Annotated in this window: 16 protein-coding genes; 4 read left to right on the forward strand and 12 right to left on the reverse strand. The window is 44.8% G+C overall.

The genetic code is table 11. The features are described from left to right. Positions 1–14 precede the first annotated feature (14 nt). From Q1A18_RS13095 to Q1A18_RS13125, 7 genes are all read right to left on the reverse strand, one after another. Complete coding sequence (locus Q1A18_RS13095) at positions 15–1,064, reverse strand: efflux RND transporter periplasmic adaptor subunit (RefSeq protein WP_299580896.1); 1,050 nt, start codon at positions 1,062–1,064, stop codon at positions 15–17. 21 nt (positions 1,065–1,085) lie between these two features. Further along, entirely contained in the window at positions 1,086–2,384 is a 1,299-nt protein-coding gene (locus Q1A18_RS13100) for a TolC family protein (RefSeq protein WP_299580899.1), read from the reverse strand. Between the two features lie 12 nt (positions 2,385–2,396). After that, the gene (locus Q1A18_RS13105; RefSeq protein ID WP_299580902.1) at positions 2,397–3,050 is read right to left on the reverse strand and encodes a TetR/AcrR family transcriptional regulator; all 654 of its coding nucleotides are present in this window, start codon (positions 3,048–3,050) and stop codon (positions 2,397–2,399) included. Positions 3,051–3,101: 51 nt separating this feature from the next. After that, positions 3,102–3,701 (reverse strand): TetR/AcrR family transcriptional regulator, encoded by a 600-nt coding sequence (locus Q1A18_RS13110; RefSeq protein ID WP_299580905.1) that lies wholly within the window; start codon positions 3,699–3,701, stop codon positions 3,102–3,104. Positions 3,702–3,945: 244 nt separating this feature from the next. After that, on the reverse strand, positions 3,946–5,610 hold the full coding sequence (locus tag Q1A18_RS13115; protein ID WP_299580908.1) for a nucleoside kinase: 1,665 nt from the start codon (positions 5,608–5,610) through the stop codon (positions 3,946–3,948). A gap of 452 nt (positions 5,611–6,062) precedes the next feature. Further along, a complete protein-coding gene (uvrA, locus tag Q1A18_RS13120) occupies positions 6,063–8,927 on the reverse strand; it encodes an excinuclease ABC subunit UvrA (RefSeq protein ID WP_299580911.1) in 2,865 nt (954 codons plus the stop codon). A gap of 5 nt (positions 8,928–8,932) precedes the next feature. Continuing rightward, positions 8,933–9,865: a lytic transglycosylase domain-containing protein gene (locus Q1A18_RS13125; RefSeq protein ID WP_299580914.1), complete on the reverse strand. Its 933-nt coding sequence runs from the start codon at positions 9,863–9,865 to the stop codon at positions 8,933–8,935. A gap of 316 nt (positions 9,866–10,181) precedes the next feature. Here Q1A18_RS13125 and Q1A18_RS13130 point away from each other — a divergent pair, with 316 nt between their 5' ends. The 3 genes from Q1A18_RS13130 to Q1A18_RS13140 are packed head-to-tail and all read left to right on the forward strand — an operon-like array spanning position 10,182 to position 14,755. Continuing rightward, complete coding sequence (locus tag Q1A18_RS13130; RefSeq protein ID WP_299580917.1) at positions 10,182–12,431, forward strand: GH92 family glycosyl hydrolase; 2,250 nt, start codon at positions 10,182–10,184, stop codon at positions 12,429–12,431. Positions 12,432–12,454: 23 nt separating this feature from the next. After that, positions 12,455–13,759, forward strand: coding sequence for an MFS transporter (locus Q1A18_RS13135; RefSeq protein WP_299580920.1), 1,305 nt, complete (start codon positions 12,455–12,457; stop codon positions 13,757–13,759). Between the two features lie 27 nt (positions 13,760–13,786). After that, complete coding sequence (locus Q1A18_RS13140) at positions 13,787–14,755, forward strand: glycoside hydrolase family 130 protein (protein WP_299580923.1); 969 nt, start codon at positions 13,787–13,789, stop codon at positions 14,753–14,755. 98 nt (positions 14,756–14,853) lie between these two features. Here the strand turns inward: Q1A18_RS13140 and Q1A18_RS13145 are convergent, their stop codons facing one another. The 5 genes from Q1A18_RS13145 to Q1A18_RS13165 all read right to left on the reverse strand — a co-directional run bounded on the left by Q1A18_RS13145 (position 14,854) and on the right by Q1A18_RS13165 (position 20,043). Beyond that, the gene (locus tag Q1A18_RS13145; RefSeq protein ID WP_299580926.1) at positions 14,854–15,324 is read right to left on the reverse strand and encodes a hypothetical protein; all 471 of its coding nucleotides are present in this window, start codon (positions 15,322–15,324) and stop codon (positions 14,854–14,856) included. Between the two features lie 108 nt (positions 15,325–15,432). Then, positions 15,433–16,215 carry an acyl-ACP--UDP-N-acetylglucosamine O-acyltransferase gene (gene lpxA / locus Q1A18_RS13150; protein WP_299580929.1) on the reverse strand — a complete coding sequence of 261 codons (783 nt, stop codon included), beginning with the start codon at positions 16,213–16,215 and terminating at the stop codon, positions 15,433–15,435. 27 nt (positions 16,216–16,242) lie between these two features. Continuing rightward, positions 16,243–17,631 carry a bifunctional UDP-3-O-[3-hydroxymyristoyl] N-acetylglucosamine deacetylase/3-hydroxyacyl-ACP dehydratase gene (locus tag Q1A18_RS13155; protein ID WP_299580932.1) on the reverse strand — a complete coding sequence of 463 codons (1,389 nt, stop codon included), beginning with the start codon at positions 17,629–17,631 and terminating at the stop codon, positions 16,243–16,245. A gap of 20 nt (positions 17,632–17,651) precedes the next feature. Continuing rightward, positions 17,652–18,698: a UDP-3-O-(3-hydroxymyristoyl)glucosamine N-acyltransferase gene (lpxD, locus tag Q1A18_RS13160; protein ID WP_299580935.1), complete on the reverse strand. Its 1,047-nt coding sequence runs from the start codon at positions 18,696–18,698 to the stop codon at positions 17,652–17,654. Positions 18,699–18,735: 37 nt separating this feature from the next. Then, complete coding sequence (locus tag Q1A18_RS13165) at positions 18,736–20,043, reverse strand: HD domain-containing protein (RefSeq protein WP_299580938.1); 1,308 nt, start codon at positions 20,041–20,043, stop codon at positions 18,736–18,738. Between the two features lie 169 nt (positions 20,044–20,212). On the opposite strand from Q1A18_RS13165, the gene rimP reads away from it, so the two are divergent. Next, complete coding sequence (gene rimP / locus Q1A18_RS13170; RefSeq protein WP_299580941.1) at positions 20,213–20,674, forward strand: ribosome assembly cofactor RimP; 462 nt, start codon at positions 20,213–20,215, stop codon at positions 20,672–20,674. The last annotated feature ends 5 nt before the right edge of the window (positions 20,675–20,679 follow it).

Here is a 20,679-nt window from a genome sequence, read left to right on the forward strand (position 1 = left end):
TATTTCTGATCAGACTAGTTTACCACTTCAACCAGACCACCGTCCAACAAGCGGGCCTGACCTTCAACAATCACCTGATCGCCAATTGTTAACTGATCAGATATAACTTCCACCTTGTCATCGAAACGTTTTCCCAGCTGAACGTCAATCCGTTTTGCTCGGCCATTTTCCTCAACAAACAGGTAGCGGATGTTCGATCCCTGCATTTTCAGAATAGCTAAGGCCGGAAGTACAACTGCCTCGGTTTTCTCCAGACCAATGGTTACGCGACCAAACATTCCCGGACGAAGCTGCCCTTTGGGATTGTCAATACTTACTTCCACTTCAAAAGAGCGGCTTTGTGAGTCAATGGTCGGTGCAATACGGAAGATTTTGCCTTCAAAAGACTCTCCCGGAAAAACATCAAAGCGCAAGCTCACCGGCATTCCCAGTTCCACTTTAGGAAAGTATTTTTCGGAAACACTCACAATGGCTTTCAACTTATCTACCTGAATGACCGAAAGGATGGCTGCTTTACCCACCGTTGCCACCGGTGTTCCGGAATACATCTCGCCCGATTCAAAATACTTCCCTGAAATAACCGCGTTGAAAGGCGCCTTCAGAATGGTATTTTTTCTTAAAAAGTCAACATTTTCCTGAGCTGCTTCGTATTGTGCCTGCAATTGTTCGTATTGTTGCTGAGCAATACTTCCCAGTTTTTTCAGGGTATCCAGACGCGTATAGTCTGCCTTCAAATTATTCAGCTGAATTTCAGCCTGAATCAGTTGGGTGTCGTTCATCCGAACTAACTCCTGTCCTGCTTTCACGCGGTCGCCAAGCTCAACCCGAATAGTTTCAATACGTCCTGGCGAAGTCGGTGCCATATGCACTTCCTTAAAGGGCTCCAGAGTCGCTGTATATTCCACGGTTCGGGTAATTTCTTCAGCTCCCAATGTTGTTACACGTACCCTTTCGGTAACCACATCAGGAGTTTCCTTCACTTTTTTCTCCTGATCAGAAGAGCAAGCCCCCAGGCCAAACAACACCAATGCTCCCAGAGCTATACTGTAATTGAATCGTTTCATGTTTATTTGTTTCATTGTTTTTTAAAGTTTTCCGGTTAACGTGTTTAATTGATTTTGGGCCTGCAGTAGCTCCAATGCAGCCTGCAGGTAGTCCGATTCGGCTTTGAGGTAGTTGTTATCGGCACTGGTTAACTCCAGACTCGATATCATGCCTTGCTCATATTTCTGTTTAAGGTTTTGGTACACCTCGCGCGAAACTTCAATGTTTGTTTGTTGATTTTTAAAGTTCTCCAATGCACTTTTCAGGTTAAAGCTCAACTGTTTATATTGAATGGCAAGTTGGTCTTCCAACAGGGCTTGCTCATTACGATAAGTTTCCAGATCAATCTTAGCTGCCCGCACTTTTGCCCTGCGCTCGCCACTTGAGAAAATCGGAATATTCATTTGCAGACCAACCATGTGCGTAGGAGCCATATCAAAAGCCGGCTTTAGAATTTTGTGGTTGAACGAATAGTAGCTGGACAAGGTAGGCAGGTAATTGGCTTTTTGCATGTCCACTTGATTTTCCTGCACTTCTCCCTGAGCCGTCATCAGCTGGTAGTCGATGTTCTCAGTTAGTTCAAATCCCTCCATCAGGCTTTGTTCAAACGGATCATCAGCCAGCAATCCATCCAGTTCTTCGGTCAATTCCAACTCCGTATCGGCTTCAACTCCCAACTGCAAGCGCAACATATTCTCCGCCATCAGGTGTTGTCTCTCTGCCGATTTCACTGCATTTTTAAGCGAGTTCAGCTGAACCGACAATTGGTCCAACTCCACCTTTTCGGTCATTCCGAACTCCACCAAAGGGGCCGTTTTGTCATAGATGGCTTGCAGGTTTTTGACGTTTCCCTGCAGAATTTCCAGGGTCTCGCCAGAAACCAAAACCAGGTAATAACTTTCAACAACCTGGCTAAGGACATTGCGCTCAGTCTTGGTCTGACTCTTCTCCGAAAGCTTTTGATACAACTTGGCCGTTTGAACACCCACCCAGTAGTTGGCGCTGAAAATCAACTGCCCTACCGTTAAATTGAAACTACTGGTCGGGTCAATCGGAATTTGTGAGGCTGGTTGTCCCTCGGCAAACTGAATGGAAATTTCGGCTCCCAAAGCATTGTTATAATCCGCCGTAGCATCAACCTGTGGTAATCCAGCAGCAATTGTCTGCTTCAGCTGCTCTTGCGAAAGCTGCACCGAAAGCGCTGAGTTCTGGATATTTTTATTGAACTGCAAAGCATGTTGCTTCGCCTCGTTTAAGTCGATGGAAAGCTTGTCCTGAGCAATCGCTCCCTGAAAAAGGAGCGACGCCAGAACAAACAGCATAATCTGTTTTCTACTCATTGTTAATTGGTCTTAATTGTTTTCTGAATTAGTTATATACAACTCCGGCTGAACAAGCTGGAGCAAATCACTATACTGTCTTTCAATTTTCTGATGTCCGCTCACCGTGCTTATTCCAATCAAATCATTTAGAATTAGCCGGTACATGGTATCTCCCAAAATAGCCTGACTATAAGCCGGTGACACACGTGCTGCGCGTTCCGACATTTTCGAAATCAGGTTGAGATAGACCAAACGAAGATCCAGATTAGAACGAAACAGCCCCTGCTCAACTCCCCGCTCAATAATCGGACGAATCAGCCGGTACAACTGGTTGTTTCGAAGATCTTCCACCTTCTGGTACTGGACTGGACTCACCTTCTTCAGATCAAGCAGGAAAGAAGGGTTTGTTTTTCGGACATTCTTGATCACATAATGAAAAAACTGAGCCAATTGCGGAAGCACCTCTACCTCAGCATCAATAGCTAGGCGTAAGCCTGTCAGAAACTTATGCCTGCCATAGTCCACAACCTGCTCCAACAACTCATTTCTACTTCGGATATGGAGATAAAGTGTCTTTTTGGAAATACCGAGCATGGCCGAAATTTCGTTCACACTAACACTTTTAATCCCATATTTTAAGTAAAGCTGATAGGTCTTTTCTATTATTTTTTGATTATCGATCATAAACCTCGAAAACTCTGGCGTTTTTAAAAGTTTTTAATGGGCTAAAAAAATTTACGCTAACATTTCATCCACCAAATCAATTCCCTTGCGCGTTGAAATACCGCGAATAAAATTAATCATCATGCTTTGAAATACATCAGCAAACATGTATTCATCATGAGGGAAAATGGTTTCATCCGAAATCAGGTTAATTTGTTCGTAGAACAACTTGGATACAATATCCACATGAATTTCCTTTCGAAACAATCCCTCATTAATCCCCTTTCGGAGCTGGGTGTAAATCTGGTTGTAATTCTTTTTTTGATTTTCCTCATGCAACGGTTTCCAGATTTCCGGATAGTATTTCTTCAGGTCATGAAAAAACAACGGACTAATGCTATTAATGGCTTTAATTCCCTCCCTCATTGAAGTCAAAAGAATTTCTATCACATTGCCCGAACGGCTCATCACCTCCTGATTTTTTTGCTCTTGCTTCTGCATTAAAACCTTCATACAGGTATAAACCAGCTCCGTCTTATCCTTAAAATTCTCGTAAACCGTCCGCTTCGAGATACCAATACCAACAGCAATATCATCCATGGTAACACTTCGGATACCAAATTTGAAAAACAAGCAGGTGGCCTCTTCTATTATTCGATCGCGTACTTCCATTTTAATTCAATTTCGGCCAAAAGTAGAGAAAACTATAAAAACCACCAAAGTTTTCTAACCAAAAAAAAGTTAAATGACCTATCCCGCACTGCTCCTTGCCCCAGGAGTGGACATCGGCTCATCACGCTGCATAAAAAAAGGCTGAGTTCAATCTAAAACTCAGCCTTTTGAAGGACTTTATCAATTACAGCAAGGTCATTCTACAGCTAAGCAGACCGACCTTTGAAGCGATACCGAATCTGGGTTAATACATAAAACTACTGCCTCCCAAAAACTCCCGGATAAGTGAGGTTGGTGGAATTTCCGTGTCGTCAATGCTCTGAATGTAGCTGAAGAATTTCAGCAAGCGATTGGCTTCGCTGTATTCCACCTGGTTCTCCGGCACATTCTTCAACAAGGGCTCAGCGTACTTTTTCAACACGGCCAGCTCATAAACCATGGCCGAATTGAACATCACGTCCGCATTTTCCTGGTATGGGAAAATATTTTTCTCTTCGCCGTTTTTCACACTCGGCCAGCGCCGGATTGTCTCTGCAGCAGAATAGCCCCGATACATACTATCGCGAATCATTCGCCGGATTAAGCGATTATCCGTCGTGGAAATATGGTTGTGGTCATCAAACGAAATTTGGGTAAGCGCCGATAAGAAGATCCGGAAACTCTGCCCTTCATCCACATGCGGTGTCAATCCCGGGTTATTGCCGTGAATTCCTTCCACCAACAGCAAATGACCGTTTCCTAAACGGAGCTTTTCGCCGGAGTTCAGGCGCTTGCCAAGCGAAAAGTTAAACTTGGGCAGCTCCACCTCTTCACCATTAAACAGCTGAAGTAACTGCTCGTTGAAAAACTCAATATCGATGGCTTCCAAGGCTTCAAAATCGTACTCCCCGTTGGCATCGAGCGGTGTTTTCTCGCGATCGACAAAGTAGTCATCCAGCGAAATCATATGCGGCACCAAGCCATTAACGGCAAGTTGTACCGCCAACCGCTTGGTAAAGGTGGTTTTCCCCGAGGCCGAAGGTCCGGCAATCAGGATCACCTTAATCTTATCGTGCAAGGCATCAATTTGGTTGGCAATTTCGGCAATCTTCTTTTCATGCAGGGCTTCCGATATTTTAATGATATCTCCACTTTTCCCTCGCGCCGTATATTCATTCAACTTTCCTAAATCAGGCACATCCAGAATGCTGGCCCGTTGTTTATGTTCTTTGAACACACCAAAAAGCTTTTCCTGTTTGACAACCGGATAAAGCGTGTCAAAGTTATCGGGTTGCGGAACCTGCAACAACAAGCCATCAAAATAGCTTTCCAGGCCAAAGTTGGTCAGGTAGCCCGTTGCGGGGACATGGTGTCCGTAGAAATAATTGGCCAACCCATTCACAAAATAGAGGTAGCTAAACAATGTTCCTTGTTGCTCAAACAAACGGGCTTTTTCCTCCAGCCCTTGCTGAAGCAGAATATCGACAGCCTCAGTGGTAGGCATGCCGCGTTTTTCAATGGGTAGGTTACGCTCAACCCACAGTCGCATTTCGCTTTTCAATTCAAAAATATCCGATTCTGTAATGGGGCGCTCCAGGCCAACCAGTTCGCAATAGTAACCTTGCGAAATTCCATTCATGATTTTTAGTTTCACCTGGGGAAAGGTTTCCTTTACCGCCACATAAAGCAGGAAAAGCAAAGAACGCGTGTACAAACGTCGTCCATCCGGATGCGAGTAATCGATGAAGCGAATGCGCTTGGATTTCACAACCGCAAAGGACAGTTCCTTCACTTTGTGGTTCACCAAAGCCCCGCAAACCGGGTTTTGCAACTTTATCTGAAGATCATCCTTGATCTCTTCCAGCGTGGTTCCTAAAGGATATGCTTTTGTTGTTTGGTTATTCTCACAATAAATTTCAATGGTTTTCATCAGCTCTTCTTTTTAGTTTTTTAGACATCTGACATAAGCTCACCCCTCAACAATTCCCAGACCAAATCTGAAAAAAGCCGGGACTTATGTCATTTTCATCATCTCCGGGAAAAGAGATATTCACTGAACCATAGCAGGTTCATAACACCGATGGTCGGTAGCCGGACCTGCCAGTACAGGCTTCATCAAAGGAACACCTGCGTTTCCAAGACATAATTTGCGCGATGCAAGCCCGTTTCCCTTGGTTCAGTTCGTTTTTCAATTCAAGGTTTATGCCCGCATATTCTGCTTCGACCTAAAAATGCGCTGCATCGACCTGCATCTCCGTTGCTTCCAGTTACATTACTGGTTATTCAAGGTAGACGTCCATTTCTGGCTTAACATTTCTCCGGCATTGTCCTTCAATTATAAGAATCACAATTCCGTTTTCCTTCGGACATGAGATGATTTTGCTATAAAGCTAACTCTTTTTTTAGATACCTGGCCGTATATGACTTCCGGTTCTTTACCACTTCTTCGGGCGTTCCGGCACACAACAGTTGTCCGCCCCCTTTTCCGCCCTCGGGTCCCATATCAATAATATGATCGGCCACCTTGATGACATCCATGTTGTGCTCAATTACAATCACCGTGTTTCCCCGGTCAACCAGCCTGTTTAAGACTTCCAGCAACACGCGGATGTCTTCAAAATGCAAGCCTGTGGTTGGCTCATCCAAGATGTAAAGCGTTTTCCCGGTGTCTTTCTTGGCCAGCTCGGTCGCCAGTTTTACCCGCTGCGACTCGCCACCCGATAGGGTTGTGGATGATTGCCCCAAGGTGATATAGCCCAAACCAACTTCTTGCAGGGTTTTCAGTTTGTGCGCAATGGACGGCAAGTTTTCGAAAAACTCCACACCCTGGTTTATCGTCATATCCAGCACATCGCCAATGGATTTGCCTTTATACCGAACCTCCAGCGTTTCGCGGTTATAACGCTTCCCGTTGCAGCTGTCGCAGTGCACATAAACGTCCGGCAGGAAGTTCATCTCAATCAGTTTCAAGCCTCCGCCCTGGCAGTCTTCGCATCGTCCGCCCTTTACATTAAAGGAAAAGCGTCCCGGCTTATAAGCCCTGATTTTGGCTTCGGGCAGCTGGGCAAACAACGCCCGAATGTCGGAAAACACGCCGGTGTAAGTAACCGGATTAGAACGTGGTGTGCGCCCCAGAGGCGATTGGTCAACCTGCACCACTTTATCAATATTTTCCAGCCCTTCCAACTTCTTATAAGGCAAAGGATCCTTCACCGATTTGTAGAAATGCTGACTTAATATTGGCTGCAGCGTCCCGTTGATCAGGCTGGACTTTCCGCTACCCGAAACCCCAGTAATACAGATCAGTTTCCCCAAGGGAAATTCAACATTCACCGTTTTCAGGTTATTCCCCGAGCAGCCTTTTAACTTGATGGATTTTCCACTTCCTGCCCGACGCGACTCCGGAACAGCAATTTGATGTTCGCCGTTCAGGTATTTGGAGGTTAACGTACCGGCTTTCAGCAAATGATCGGGCGTACCCGCGGCCACAACTTCGCCCCCATGCCTTCCGGCAAACGGCCCCATATCCACAATATAGTCGGCCGTAAGCATCATGTCTTTATCGTGCTCAACCACGATAACCGAGTTACCAGTGTCGCGCAATTTTTGCAACGAATGAATCAGCCGCAGGTTATCGCGGTGGTGCAGTCCGATACTGGGTTCATCCAGAATATACAAGACATTAACCAGCTGGGAACCGATTTGGGTCGCCAGCCGGATTCGTTGCGATTCACCACCCGACAAGGTACGTGAAGTTCGATCCAGCGACAGGTACTCCAAGCCAACATCGACCAAGAAGCCCACCCGGTCACGAATTTCCTTAATGACTTCGGTACCGATTTTTTGCTGCCGGTCAGTCAATCGCTCTTCCAAATCCTGCAACCAAATACCCAGCTCACTGATATCCAGTTTGGCCACATCTGAAATGTTCCGGTTGTCAATTTTAAAATGAAGCGACTCTTTTTTCAAGCGCAGCCCGCCACAATCCGGACAGGTTTGTTCCTTGACAAATTGATCGGCCCACTTTTTCGCCTTTTTCGATGGGTTATCATCGCGCTGGCTGTTAATGTATTTAATAACCCCTTCATAGCTCATCATATAATTGACCGAACTTCCGAGCGGGGAATTCTTCAACTGAATGCGTTCATTGGTTCCGTAAAGCACGACATTCAATCCATCTTCCGGAATGTCTTTCACGGGAGTTTTCAGCGTAAAGCCGTACTTTTCGCCCAAGGCTTCAATCTGCCAAAAAATCAGGGTGTTTTTTTGCGCACCAAGCGGAGCAATTCCGCCTTTAGCAATACTTTTATCCGGCTCAGGGATGATCTTTTCCAGATCAATCTCGGCCACCTGCCCCAGACCATTGCACCGGGAACACGCGCCCTGCGGCGAGTTGAATGAAAAGTTATGCGGTGCTGGCTCGGCATAGGAAATCCCAGAAGTGGGACACATCAGCTGTCGGCTGTAATATTTCATGTGGTCGGAGTTGTGCTCCATCACCAAAATAATCCCATGTCCCTGGGTCATGGCCGTTTGAACCGACTCTTTCAGTCTTTTCATGCTTTCCGGCTCCACTTCCAGCCGATCGACTACCACCTCGATGAAGTGATTTTTATAGCGATCCACTTTCATATTGGGCACCAGCTCTTTCACCTCGCCATCAATTCGAGCATACAAAAAACCCTTGCGCCTGAACTGCTCAAACAGCTCGCGGTAATGCCCTTTCCGACCGCGCACCAAGGGCGCCATCACCAAAATTCGCTTGCCGGCAAAATTCTCCTGAATCAGTTTCAATATTTGGTCATCGGTATATTTCACCATCTTCTCTCCGGTTTCGTAGGAGAAAGCCTCGCCGGCACGCGCATACAGCAAACGCAGGAAGTCATAAATTTCGGTAACCGTACCTACTGTGGAGCGGGGATTTTTGTTGGTGGTTTTCTGCTCAATGGAAATTACCGGACTAAGACCGGTAATCTTATCAACATCGGGGCGCTCCATATTACCCAAAAACGACCGGGCATACGCTGAAAATGTTTCAACGTAACGCCGCTGTCCTTCTGCATAAATGGTATCGAAAGCGAGTGAAGATTTCCCACTGCCACTCAGGCCGGTAATCACCGTGAGCTGGTTTCGCGGAATCTCCACATTTATATTTTGGAGGTTGTGAACCCGGGCACCGAGCACCACAACCTTTTCTTCATTCTCTAAGCGTTCTTCTTCCAGAACCGCTGTTTCTGTTTTCTGCATGTGCATTACTTTGTAAGTGTTCTGAATCCTTCAGCCGGCAATTTGATTTCATAGGTTTTACCGGAGGTATTCGTCAGGTAGGCTTCGCGTAACCACGGATTCAGCATTTTCAGTATTTTATAATTGGTTTGGTGTTCCCGGGCAAAATCAGCAAAGTTGGCTACAGGTCCCGAAACCTGAATGGTTTTGGTGTTCCAGACGGGGTAGTAGTCATCCTCACTCACCTCAAATCCATAGGCCAAAGGATTCTCCATCACCAATTTCAACGCCAGAATCCGAAATACGTAACGGCTGGTCTCTTCTCCTAACAACAAATCGTAGTAGTTGTTTTCCTTTTGCCTTTCAATTTGGCGTCCCACAAAACTACGTCCGGCATTGTAGGTGGCTGCAACAGTCGTCCAACTGCCATATTTGGCATAGCTCTCGTGCAAGTAGGCACAAGCTGCATGCGTCGCTTTTTCAATGTGGTAACGCTCATCCACCTCACCGCTCACCTCCAGCCCATAATCCCGTGCCGTTCCTTTCATAAACTGCCAAAAGCCAACAGCTCCTGCCGGAGATACCGCCTTAGGGTTAAAGCCACTTTCAGCCAGGGCCAGGTATTTAAAATCTTCGGGAATACTATCGGCTTCCAAAATGGGCTCAATAATAGAGAAAAACCGAGGAGCCATTTTTATAAAGCGTAAGGTTTGCGAATGAAAATACGAATTGACCAGCAGTTCCCGATCCAGACTTTCGTAGATGTCAAAAAGTTCCAACGGCACTTTTTCGCCGCAGAACGTGAGCGAATCCGGCACCTGAACAGCGCTATAATAATGCCGGGCCTCAGGCTCCGCAGCCTCCTCCGGATAGGTTGAAGATTCCAAAAACTGGTAAGCTACCAACACCACAACAACTAAGATCAAACTATACAACAATTGACTTACAATCCGCTTCATAATCTTACTATTCAAAATTTACTAAACGGCAAAAATAATGCATTTGTAGCTGGCTTTCAACTTAATTAATCTGAAAAAACAAGATTTTGAATCAAATCGCCGCGATGGCTTAAATTACACAGCAACAAAGCATTTAGCACGACAATTAGATAAAAAAAGTAATTCCAAACCGAGTCCTCAAACATTTACCGGACAACAGCTTACAGCTGACCGACTTTTTAAAGAATTCGCCACCAAGGCCATATTCCACATAAAACGACTCATTAAGAAGCGAATTAATTAACTTTGCGACTTAAAACTCTCAAATTCTACTACGATGTCTAATAACGTTTTACGCTTAGCTATCCTGACTTTCATTTTAGCTTTGAGTGGTCTGGACACCGCTTATTCGCAAGAAAAAAAATCGACGGATTGGGTAAACCCATTCATCGGAAGTACCAACTATGGAACAACAAACCCCGGAGCCATTGTTCCGCAAGGCATGGTTTCAGTAGTGCCCTTCAATGTTAGTGGATCGGCAAGCAACAAATGGGACAAAGATAACCAGTGGTGGTCAACGCCTTATTCGTGGGACAATCACTTTTTCACCGGCTATTCTCACGTCAACTTAAGTGGTGTTGGATGTCCCGAGCTTGGTGTGATCCTCTTGATGCCAACCACCGGCAAAGTGGAAGCCAGCAATAAAGTTTATGGCTCTCGAATGACGGAGCAAAAAGCGTCGCCCGGCTTTTACTCCAACCACCTGGAAAAATATGACATTACCACAGAAGTAACCGCCAGCGCCCGCGTAGGACTGAGTAAGTTCAAATTCCCCGAAGGCCAATCCAACATACTGTTGGACTTGGGAACGGGATTAACCAACGAAAGCGGAGCAGCACTGCGGATTGTAAACAATCGTGAAATTGAAGGCTGGCGCATGACCGGCACATTTTGTTACAACGATGGAACTGAACGCCCGGTTTATTTTGTAGCCCGTTTTAGCAAGCCGGCCAAATCATTCGGAGCTTGGAAAAAGATGCCACAAATGACAGCCGAATCAGCTTGGTCTTCAACCGATGGTGCCTTCAAGTTCTATCCTGAATTTCAAGCACAGATGGCCGGCGACAGCATCGGTGCTTACATGACATTTGATACCGAAAGTAACGAAGAAGTATTGGTAAAAGTGGCTGTTTCGTATGTCAGCATTGAAAATGCCCGACAGAATATGGAGGTGGAAATGCCCGACTTCAACTTTGACCAAACACGCACAGCAGCCAAAGCCCAATGGGAAGAAGCGCTATCACGCGTATCGGTAAAAGGTGGAACGGACGATCAGAAAACCATTTTCTACACGGCGTTGTACCACATGCACATTCACCCCAACGTAATTAATGACGTCAACGGTCAATACCCTTTGATGGAGTCCTATGGAATTGGCGAAGTTAAAAAAGGCGATCGTTACACTGTTTTCTCACTTTGGGATACTTACCGGAACTTTCATCCACTGATGAGCCTGATTTACCCCGAGCAACAGCTGGACATGGTGCGTTCGATGATTGCCATGTACGAAGAAAGTGGCTGGCTTCCGAAATGGGAACTTAACAGCACCGAAACGCATGTGATGGAAGGCGACCCTGCCATTCCGGTAATCGTTGACACTTACCTTCGCGGACTAACTGATTTTGATACAGAATCTGTTTATGAAGCCATGTATAAGTCGGCAACCACCGAAGGAGCCAAAAACAAGTTGCGCCCGGATATTGACGATTACCTGGCCAAAGGTTATGTGCCTTACACAACACCTTTCGACAACTCGGTATCGCATGCCTTAGAATACTACATTGCAGACTGGAACCTAGCTCAGTTTGCGAAAGCTTTGGGCAAAGATGCAGACTACAAACGCTTCCTGGCTCAGTCGCTGCGTTACAAAGAATATTACGACAAGGATGAATTCCAGATGATTCGACCCAGAATGGCCGATGGCTCATTCTATCAAGATTTCGATCCAAAACAAGGAGAGAACTTTGAGCCAAGCCCTGGTTTCCACGAAGGAAACGCCTATCAATACACCTTTTGCGTTCCTCATGACATCAATGGACTCATGAAATTGATGGGTGGAAAGAAAAAATTCACAAAAAAACTGCAGGGTATTTTTGACGATGGACACTACGATGTGGCCAACGAGCCCGACATCCATTACCCGTGGTTGTTCAACTACGTGAAAGGAGAAGAATGGCGCACCCAAAAAGAAGTGAGCCGCTTGCTAAACGAGCATTATAAAAATGCGCCGGGAGGAATTCCGGGGAACGACGACTGCGGAACACTTTCAGCCTGGGCCGTCTACAGTATGATGGGCTTTTACCCTGTTTGCCCGGGTAATACCGACTACAGCATTGCTCAACCCGTTTTTGACGAAGTTAAAATTCGTCTGGATCAAAATTTCTATCCAGGCAAAGAACTCATCATCCGCACCAAAGGAGATGGAGAGTACATTCAAAAGATTAGCAAAGACGGGAAAAAGCTGAATCGTTATTTCATCAACCACAAAGAGCTTGTTTCAGGTGGTGTACTGGAAATTGAGAAATAAAAGAATACAAAATACCAACGAACATGCGTTTTAATCAACTGAAAAAAATCCACCCTGCAGCCTGGATCCCTACCGTCTACTTTGGCATGGGACTTCCCTTTGCTGCTATTAATCAGGCTTCGCCATTGATGTATGAAAGCCTGGGCATTAGCGATGCGATGATTGCCTTTTGGACGTCGTTGCTTCTTCTGCCTTACACCTTGAAATTTTTATGGAGCCCGGTACTGGAAATGTTCAAAACAAAGAAACATTTTGTGGTAGCGACCCAGTTTGTAACCGGTGCCACCTTTGCTCTGGTAGCCTTTTCGTTACAATTGAATGAGTTCTTCACTTACTCCATTGCACTGCTGGCCGTGATTGCCCTGAGTGGGTCAACGCACGACATCGCCACCGATGGGGTGTACATGAATGTTTTATCATCGCAAAACCAGGCCCGGTATATTGGCTGGCAGGGAGCTGCCTACAACATCGCCAAAGTTTTAACAGCCGGTGGCTTGGTCTACTTGGCCGGAATATTGGAAAACACAATTGGGGCTGTTCATGGCTGGATGATTATCATGGTAATTTATGGAGCAACCATGATCCTGCTTGCCCTTTACCACACCCGGATGTTGCCCTCAGGAGGGGCTGCCACAGGGCAAGTCGATTCATTGAAAGAAGGCTTTCAAACCCTGTGGGATGTATTGCGAACATTTTTCCAAAAGAAATACATTGGCTGGTACATCGCCTTCATCATCATCTACCGGTTTGCCGAAGGCTTTGCCGTAAAAATTGCACCCCTGTTCTTTAAAGCATCCATTGCTGATGGAGGACTTGGATTAAGCACTTCGAAAATTGGGCTTCTGTACGGGGTATTTGGGTCCGGAGCATTTGTTCTGGGGTCCTTGCTGGCTGGCTATTTCATTGCTGGCAAAGGATTGCGGAGATCGCTTTTTACCCTCATCTGCATCTTTAACTTTCAGTTTGTCGTATATGCCTTACTGGCTGTTTTTCGCCCGTCAAACATTTATTTAATCAGTTCTGCTGTTATTGTTGAATATTTTGCCTACGGCTTTGGGTTTGTCGGACTAACCTTATTTATGATGCAGCAAGTGGCTCCGGGAAAATACAAAATGGCTCATTATGCTTTTGCTTCAGGCATTATGAACCTGGGTGTTATGCTGCCTGGTATGCTTAGTGGCTTTTTAAGTGATTCAATTGGGTACAAATCATTCTTTCTGTTTATTTTAGTGGCCATGATTCCGTCCTTCTTTGCTGCCCGTTTTGTTCCGTTCACCCATCCCGACAACAAAGAAGCAGAACCTCAAGAGATCGAAAATAACGCATAATTTTAATCAATTAAAAAATACAAGACGATGACTACACAACCTGCAATTCCATGGGAAAACAGACCGGAAGGGTCAACCGAGGTCATGTGGAGATATTCTGCAAATCCAGTTATTGGACGCTACCACATTCCAAGCTCAAACAGTATTTTCAACAGCGCCGTTGTTCCTTTTGAAGATGGCTTTGCCGGCGTTTTTCGTTGCGACAACAAAGCGGTTCAGATGAACATTTTTGCTGGATTCAGTAAAGACGGTATCAACTGGGACATCAACCACGAACCAATTGAAATGGTTGCTGGAAACACAGAAATGATTGACTCCGATTACAAATACGATCCACGGGTCGTTTTTATCGAAGATCGTTACTGGGTAACTTGGTGTAATGGCTACCACGGACCAACAATCGGAATCGCTTACACCTTCGATTTTAAAACATTCCACCAGTGCGAAAATGCCTTCTTGCCTTTCAACCGCAACGGCGTGCTTTTCCCTGAAAAAATCAATGGTCGCTACGCCATGCTGAGCCGCCCAAGTGATAACGGACACACGCCTTTTGGTGACATCTACATCAGCTACAGCCCGGATATGAAATACTGGGGAGAGCACCGCTGTGTGATGAAAGTTAGCCCATTTGAAAACAGTGCCTGGCAGTGTACTAAAATTGGAGCTGGATCAGTGCCAATTAAAACCAAAGACGGATGGTTGGAGTTTTACCACGGGGTAATCAACACCTGCAACGGCTTCCGTTACTCCATGGGAGCAGCTTTGCTTGACCTGGAAGATCCATCCAAGGTACTTTACCGCACACAACCTTACTTGTTGGCTCCAGCTGCGCCATACGAATTGGCTGGCGATGTGCCTAACGTGGTTTTCCCATGCGCTGCCCTAAACGATGGCGAGAAAATTGCTGTTTACTACGGAGCTGCTGACACGGTCGTGGGAATGGCTTTCGGTTATCAACAGGAAATCATCGATTTTATCAAGAATAACTCGTTATAGCTTACTGAAGAAACACTCCACCCATCTGGTGTTGGAGCAATAAAAAATCCGGCTGCAATCAGCCGGATTTTTTTATATCTCTTAGATTGCTTCAGGCACTAAAAGCCCAGGCCCAGGTGAAGGCCCAAAGAGGCATGCGATTCTTCCTTTTCGAAGCCAAAGCCCAGCATGGGCCCAATATGAAACTCCCCAACCGTAAATTCATACAAAACTTCCAAGTGACCGGACAAGGCTTTGTGCGTTTCATCCTCTTCCTTGGCAAAACTATAGCCCGGCCCAATATTAACGGACAAACGCGGAAGAATACGGTAGTTCAGTAACGCCGTAATTGTATTGTGTGTATGTTCGTCCCATACCGATTCAAACCCAAGCCCAACCGATAAAGGACTGTGCGGGCGAATTCGATACAAGTAGTGCAGGTGCGTACCTAAAGCCAGGTCATACTCCGAAAGCAGGCTCGATCCTCCAACTCCAATGCCAATATGGTGACGATGGTGGTCGTGTTCATGCTCTTGCGCCAACGCTGCATTCGACAATAAAAGAATAAAGGCTAATAATTGAATTTTCATGCGAATATCTTGTTAAAATGTTGGTATAGAAACAATGGTTTTCATAAAAAGTTGCACAAAAAAACCCGGTATAAACCGGGCTTCTTCTTCAATATTTTCAGGTACAAATCAATCGGGGAAATAACCACGAATAACTCCACGCTTAGAATCTTTCACAAAAAGAAGGATTTCATCACGCTCGGGAGTGGCTGACATCTCTGCTTCGATAATTTCAACTGCCTGAGCAATATTCAATCCTTTTTGATAGATATACCGGTAAATCTCCTGGATTTCCCGTATTTTTTCGTTGCCATAACTGCGACGTCTCAACCCAATGGAGTTGATTCCAACGTAAGAAAGCGGCTCACGACCAGCTTTAATGTACGGAGGAACATCTTTACGAACCAGCGATCCGCCGGAAATCATAACATGAGAGCCAATGTGGCAAAACTGATGAATCGCTGTCATTCCACCAATGATTGCCCAGTCATCAACCACGACTTCGCCAGCTAACTGCGTGCTATTAACCAGAATCACATTATTTCCTACAAGACAGTCATGGGCAATATGCACATAAGCCATAATCAAGCAGTTGTTACCAACTACTGTTTTTCCCCTTGCTGAAGTTCCCCGATTAATGGTAACACACTCGCGAATGGTGGTGTTATCACCAATTTCAACTGTTGTATATTCACCTTTAAATTTTAAATCCTGCGGAACAGCTCCAATAATTGCTCCAGGGAAAATACGGCAATTTTTACCTATTCGGGTTCCGGGCATAATGGTTACGTTTGAACCAATACGAGTACCTTCCCCGATAATGACATCCTTGTCGATTGTGACAAATGGCTCAATCACCACGTTTTCTGCCACCTGTGACTCTGAATGCACGTAAGCTAACGGTTGTTTCATCTTATAATAATTGTTTTCAGTAATTTTTTAAGCCTTTACAATCTGCGCCATAAAATCGCCTTCGGCCACTACGGTCTCTCCGACATAACAAAGCCCTTTCATATTAGCAATTCCGCGACGGATAGGAGAAACCAGCTCAATCCGAAACAACAAGGTGTCACCCGGAACTACTTTCTTCCTGAACTTAACATTATCAACACGTATGAAATAGGTAGAATATTTTTCTTCTTTATCATGCAACACATACAAACCTCCACACTGAGCCATTGCCTCAATCAACAGCACGCCCGGCATTACCGGTTCGTCAGGGAAATGCCCCTGAAAGAATGGTTCGTTAACCGTAACATTTTTCACGCCTACAATATAGTCATCTTTAATTTCAATGACTTTATCAACCAACAAAAACGGAAAACGATGCGGAAGGAACGAGCGAATATCGTTGATATCCAATAAAGGCTCCTGAAGTGGATCGTATTGCGGGATGATTTTAGCGACTTCTTGTTTTCTGATTTCTTTTTTCAGCAACTTAGCAAACTCGGTATTGGCTTTATGACCAGGTTTGGTTGCAATAATGCGCCCCTTAATACGACGACCAGCCAGAGCCAAGTCACCGATAACATCAAGCAGTTTATGACGGGCGCATTCATTTTCAAACTGAAGATCCAGGTTATTTAAGATCCCCTGTTCTTTACGAACTTCAATATGCTCGTGGTTGAACAAATCGGCTAAACGGTCCAGTTCGTCCTGAGTAATGTCCTTATCCATAATAACAATGGCATTATCCAGATCACCTCCTTTAACCAAGTTGTTTTTCAACAAAAACTCCAGCTCACGCACAAAAACAAAGGTGCGGCAAGGAGCCACTTCCTGCTTAAAGTCAGCAAGATTCTCCAAGGTCGCAAATTGGTTGTTCAGCACACTTGAGTTGAAAGAGATCATCACGTTCAGGCTGTAATCCGTATCCGGCAAAGCAACAATTTCAGAGCCCGACTCTGGATCTTTATACACAATCTTTTCCGTGATTTCCAAATATTCCCGTTCAGCACTTTGCTCCACGATTCCCACTTCGGAAATGGCTTCAACGAATAATTTCGCGCTTCCGTCCAAAATAGGTACTTCCTCATTATCAATCTCAATCAACACGTTATCCAGGTCCATACCGATAAGTGCTGCCAGAGCGTGCTCAATTGTACTCAAGCGTACATTGTCTTTACCAATTACCGTTCCCCGTGAGGTATCTCCCACCAGGCTGGCATCGGCCTCCAAAACTGGAGCACCTTCCAAATCAATTCGTTGAAATTTAAATCCATGATTTTCGGGAGCTGGTTTAAAGGTCATATTAACCTCTACTCCCGTATGTAATCCTTTGCCACTTAATGAAAATTCCCGGGCTAAAGTTTTTTGCATTATTGTCATTACCAGTCGTTTTCTAAAACTTATTGTTCGTTTAACTTCGATTTTAGTTCCGCTACTTCCTTCTGCAAATCAATCAATTGACTTCGCAATTGAGGCAAACGCCTGTAAACCACATAGGTTTTCAGGGCTTGTTCATGATCCATAGCAGGAGCTCCGAGCACGGTACGTCCCGATTTAATATTGTTGGTTACCCCTGACATGGCTCCAATTTTCACCTCATCACCAATGTTCAAGTGTCCGGCAATTCCGACTTGTCCACCAAACATACAGTTTTTACCCACTTTGCTTGATCCGGCAATCCCGACCAAAGCTGCCATGACGGTATTTTCTCCTACCTCGCAGTTATGGGCTATCTGAATCAGGTTATCCAGCTTGGCTCCTTTGCGAATAATGGTTGATCCCATGGTGGAGCAGTCAATTGTTGTATTGGCTCCAATCTCCACATCATCTTCCAATATAACATTTCCAACCTGCGGAATTTTCCTGTATGATCCATCCGGTTTAGGAGCAAATCCAAAGCCATCAGAGCCAATAACCGCCCCCGCATGAATTACACAGTTGGCACCAATGACAGTGCCATCATATATTTTTGCTCCGGCGTAAATGATGGTATTCTCACCAATGGTTACTCCGGAACCAATAAATGTTTGAGGATAGACCTTGACGTTATCTCCAAGGGTTGAATTTTGTCCGAGGTAAGCGAAGGCTCCAAAATAAACCTCCTCACCAACCTTCGCTGAAGGATCGATAAAAGAGGGCTGCTCAATGCCTTGCTTCAATTTCTTGGCTTGCTCGTACAACTCAAGTAAAGAGGCGAAGGCCTCATAAGGATCTTCTACTCGAATCAGAGTGGCTTTAACAGGCTCTTCCGGTTTAAAATCCTGACGGACCAACACAATTGAGGCCTCGGTTTCGTAAATGTATCGTTCGTATTTGGGGTTAGCCAAAAAAGCCAGCGTACCGGGCTTTCCATCTTCAATTTTCGATACATTGTTAACGCTTACTTGCTCATCTCCCTCAACCGTACCTTGAAGGAAATCAGCGATATTTAGTGCTTTAAATTCCATATTTTTTTTCTTGGCGCGGTGCAAAAATAGGTTTAAATTACTTAACGTCCAATTCTTTCGGGTAACACACAAAATATTTCCTTACCGTTTGCAGCAAGCTTGAAATGTTCACATCTGATGCATCATTGATCTCCTTTACACTCCCGTCTTTCATTAATATATTTATTTTATCGCTTCCCGAAATGTAACCATAATTGCTGATGGAATCACTGATCAGAAAGTAATGCACCTCATCTTCCGTAATCGCCCAGCGCCTCATGATCTGCTCCTTCAAACCCGAAATCGTTTCCGTTGAAAAAGCCGAACTTTTAATTTTAATCCGAAAAAGCTTCCGATTAATGACAGCTCCGGCCAAGTAGGCTAAAATTTGGTCATCATGATGCCGCCACTGTTTCATAGCCAAAATTAAATCACTGTCATCCAGTTCGACAAACAAGTCCAGCAAACTTTTACCGTCTACAAATTGTGCCTGATCAAAACAGTGGCTGGTAATTTTATGCTGAAGAAAAACTTTCAGAGCGGGGGTTGCAAAAACCTCCACCCCATTCATCATCAACTCCTTTGCCCGGCGCAGCACTTTCACCAACATTTGCTCGGCCGACAAAACCGTTTTATGTAAGTACACCTGCCAATACATCAGTCTGCGCGAAATCAAAAACTTTTCAATGGAATAAATCCCTTTGTACTCAACCACTAAGCCGTCATTGCGCACATTCAACATTTTAATGATCCGGTCTGAGCCAATGGTTCCTTCCGTAACACCAGAAAAAAAGCTGTCCCTGCGAAGATAATCCAGGCGGTCAATATCCAACTGGCTTGCCACCAACTGGTGCAAAAACTTTTTAGGATATTCATTTTTGAAAATCTGAATCGCCATGTCCAGTCGCCCTCCAAATTGCCGGTTCATTTCTTCCATCAACATCAGCGAAAGGCTTTCGTGCGAAATTCCCTCCACCAACGAGTGCTCCAAGGCATGCGAAAACGGACCGTGACCAATGTCGTGCAGCAAAATAGCTGCCGTCACGGCTTCAGCTTCGTCATCGCTAATGTCAACATCTTTCATCTTCAAACTGGAAATGGCCATCCCCATAAGGTGTACCGCACCGATGGCATGCTCAAACCGGGTATGATTCACACCGGGGAAAACGATATTTGAAAGGCCTAATTGCTTAATGCGCCGCAAACGCTGAAGAAAAGGATGCTCGACTAAATCGTAGATAAATTCAGACTGAAGGGTAATGAATCCGAAAACCGGATCATTGATAATCTTCTTTTTATTTGTTTTCAATCCAATAATTACGTTTTCATTAAATGTGTCTTCAACAAAAGTAAAAAACTTTTTCATTCCTGCGCCTAAGCAAGCCTCACGACATACTTCGCAAACACGTAATAACTGACATTCATTAACTTCCACATTTTGAGTTTTGAATTCCTTTTGCTAATTTTGCGCTGACAATTGGAAGATAGACCGTTTGCAGGGGACCAAAAGTCCCCTGTTTTATTAGTCGGAATTTATGATTGATAAAAGTAAAATAACACAACTCATTGAAGATAAACTAAGTGAAGACCAGTTTATCGTTGACCTGGAAGTGACTCCAAGTAACCAAATCAAGGTATCGTTGGATAGCGAGAACGGTATTACAATTGATCACTGTGTTCAAATTAGCCGTTTAGTTGAAGGTAGCTTAGATCGTGAAGAAGAAGATTTTGAATTACAAGTCGCTTCTGCCGGTTTAGGACAACCGCTTAAAGTTTACCGTCAGTATGTCAAAAACATCGGGCAGGAAATGGAAGTCGTCCTGAAAACAGGCGAAAAACTAAGCGGAGAGTTAAAATCGGTCGATCAGGATGGATTTGAACTTGAAACAGTTAAACGTGAAAAAGTAGAAGGCCATAAAAAAAAGCAACTTATCACCCGCCTTCACCGTATAGCGTTTGATGAAGCAAAAACAGTTAAAAACATTATAAAATTCTAAAACGA

It is taken from the genome of uncultured Sunxiuqinia sp., from assembly GCF_947495665.1.
Lineage (GTDB): Bacteria > Bacteroidota > Bacteroidia > Bacteroidales > Prolixibacteraceae > Sunxiuqinia > Sunxiuqinia rutila.

What these genes read in the sequence shown, in the direction of transcription:
- Q1A18_RS13095 (WP_299580896.1), bottom strand. Translation starts at nt 1,064, where the DNA reads ATGAAACGATTCAATTACAGTATAGCTCTGGGAGCATTGGTGTTGTTT.
- Q1A18_RS13100 (WP_299580899.1), bottom strand. Translation starts at nt 2,384, where the DNA reads ATGAGTAGAAAACAGATTATGCTGTTTGTTCTGGCGTCGCTCCTTTTT.
- Q1A18_RS13105 (WP_299580902.1), bottom strand. Translation starts at nt 3,050, where the DNA reads ATGATCGATAATCAAAAAATAATAGAAAAGACCTATCAGCTTTACTTA.
- Q1A18_RS13110 (WP_299580905.1), bottom strand. Translation starts at nt 3,701, where the DNA reads ATGGAAGTACGCGATCGAATAATAGAAGAGGCCACCTGCTTGTTTTTC.
- Q1A18_RS13115 (WP_299580908.1), bottom strand. Translation starts at nt 5,610, where the DNA reads ATGAAAACCATTGAAATTTATTGTGAGAATAACCAAACAACAAAAGCA.
- uvrA (WP_299580911.1), bottom strand. Translation starts at nt 8,927, where the DNA reads ATGCAGAAAACAGAAACAGCGGTTCTGGAAGAAGAACGCTTAGAGAAT.
- Q1A18_RS13125 (WP_299580914.1), bottom strand. Translation starts at nt 9,865, where the DNA reads ATGAAGCGGATTGTAAGTCAATTGTTGTATAGTTTGATCTTAGTTGTT.
- Q1A18_RS13130 (WP_299580917.1), top strand. Translation starts at nt 10,182, where the DNA reads ATGTCTAATAACGTTTTACGCTTAGCTATCCTGACTTTCATTTTAGCT.
- Q1A18_RS13135 (WP_299580920.1), top strand. Translation starts at nt 12,455, where the DNA reads ATGCGTTTTAATCAACTGAAAAAAATCCACCCTGCAGCCTGGATCCCT.
- Q1A18_RS13140 (WP_299580923.1), top strand. Translation starts at nt 13,787, where the DNA reads ATGACTACACAACCTGCAATTCCATGGGAAAACAGACCGGAAGGGTCA.
- Q1A18_RS13145 (WP_299580926.1), bottom strand. Translation starts at nt 15,324, where the DNA reads ATGAAAATTCAATTATTAGCCTTTATTCTTTTATTGTCGAATGCAGCG.
- lpxA (WP_299580929.1), bottom strand. Translation starts at nt 16,215, where the DNA reads ATGAAACAACCGTTAGCTTACGTGCATTCAGAGTCACAGGTGGCAGAA.
- Q1A18_RS13155 (WP_299580932.1), bottom strand. Translation starts at nt 17,631, where the DNA reads ATGACAATAATGCAAAAAACTTTAGCCCGGGAATTTTCATTAAGTGGC.
- lpxD (WP_299580935.1), bottom strand. Translation starts at nt 18,698, where the DNA reads ATGGAATTTAAAGCACTAAATATCGCTGATTTCCTTCAAGGTACGGTT.
- Q1A18_RS13165 (WP_299580938.1), bottom strand. Translation starts at nt 20,043, where the DNA reads ATGAAAAAGTTTTTTACTTTTGTTGAAGACACATTTAATGAAAACGTA.
- rimP (WP_299580941.1), top strand. Translation starts at nt 20,213, where the DNA reads ATGATTGATAAAAGTAAAATAACACAACTCATTGAAGATAAACTAAGT.